1 pseudogene is annotated in these 393 nt (G+C 63.6%); it reads left to right on the top strand.

Going from position 1 to position 393, the window contains the following annotated elements:
- Positions 1–393 (top strand): annotated as a pseudogene (locus tag EOD15_RS36195) (hypothetical protein); the annotation flags it as partial.

The raw sequence follows: 393 nt of genomic DNA on the forward strand, positions 1-393 counted from the left end.
TTCTCGATTTGTACGAGGGCTATGCCCAGGCGGCCCGGAAAGAATGGCTCCGGTATTACTGGGTCCGGCTGGGCTACGGCGGAGTTCAGGGCGCTCTCGTCTTCGTGCAGTACGCCAGTATTTTCGCCATGCTGGTGCTGACGCTGAAATCGCCCGACCTGCTCAACCAGGTCGTGCTGGTGAGCATGATCCTCCTGCAACTGAACCGTCCCTTTGAAATGATCGCGAGCGCGGTCCGCGAGGTCACGATGGCCCGAGTGCTGGCCGAGACCCTGCAGAACGAGCTGGATGAGCACCCCGCGCCGATGGCGCGGGATGGCGGGCAGGGCTTGCCGCCGGGGCGGCCGCTGCCCATCGAGCTCGATGGTGTGTCCTTCGCTTATGAGCCTGTCT

The organism is Mesorhizobium sp. M7A.T.Ca.US.000.02.2.1 (assembly GCF_003996995.1).
Taxonomy (GTDB): domain Bacteria; phylum Pseudomonadota; class Alphaproteobacteria; order Rhizobiales; family Rhizobiaceae; genus Mesorhizobium.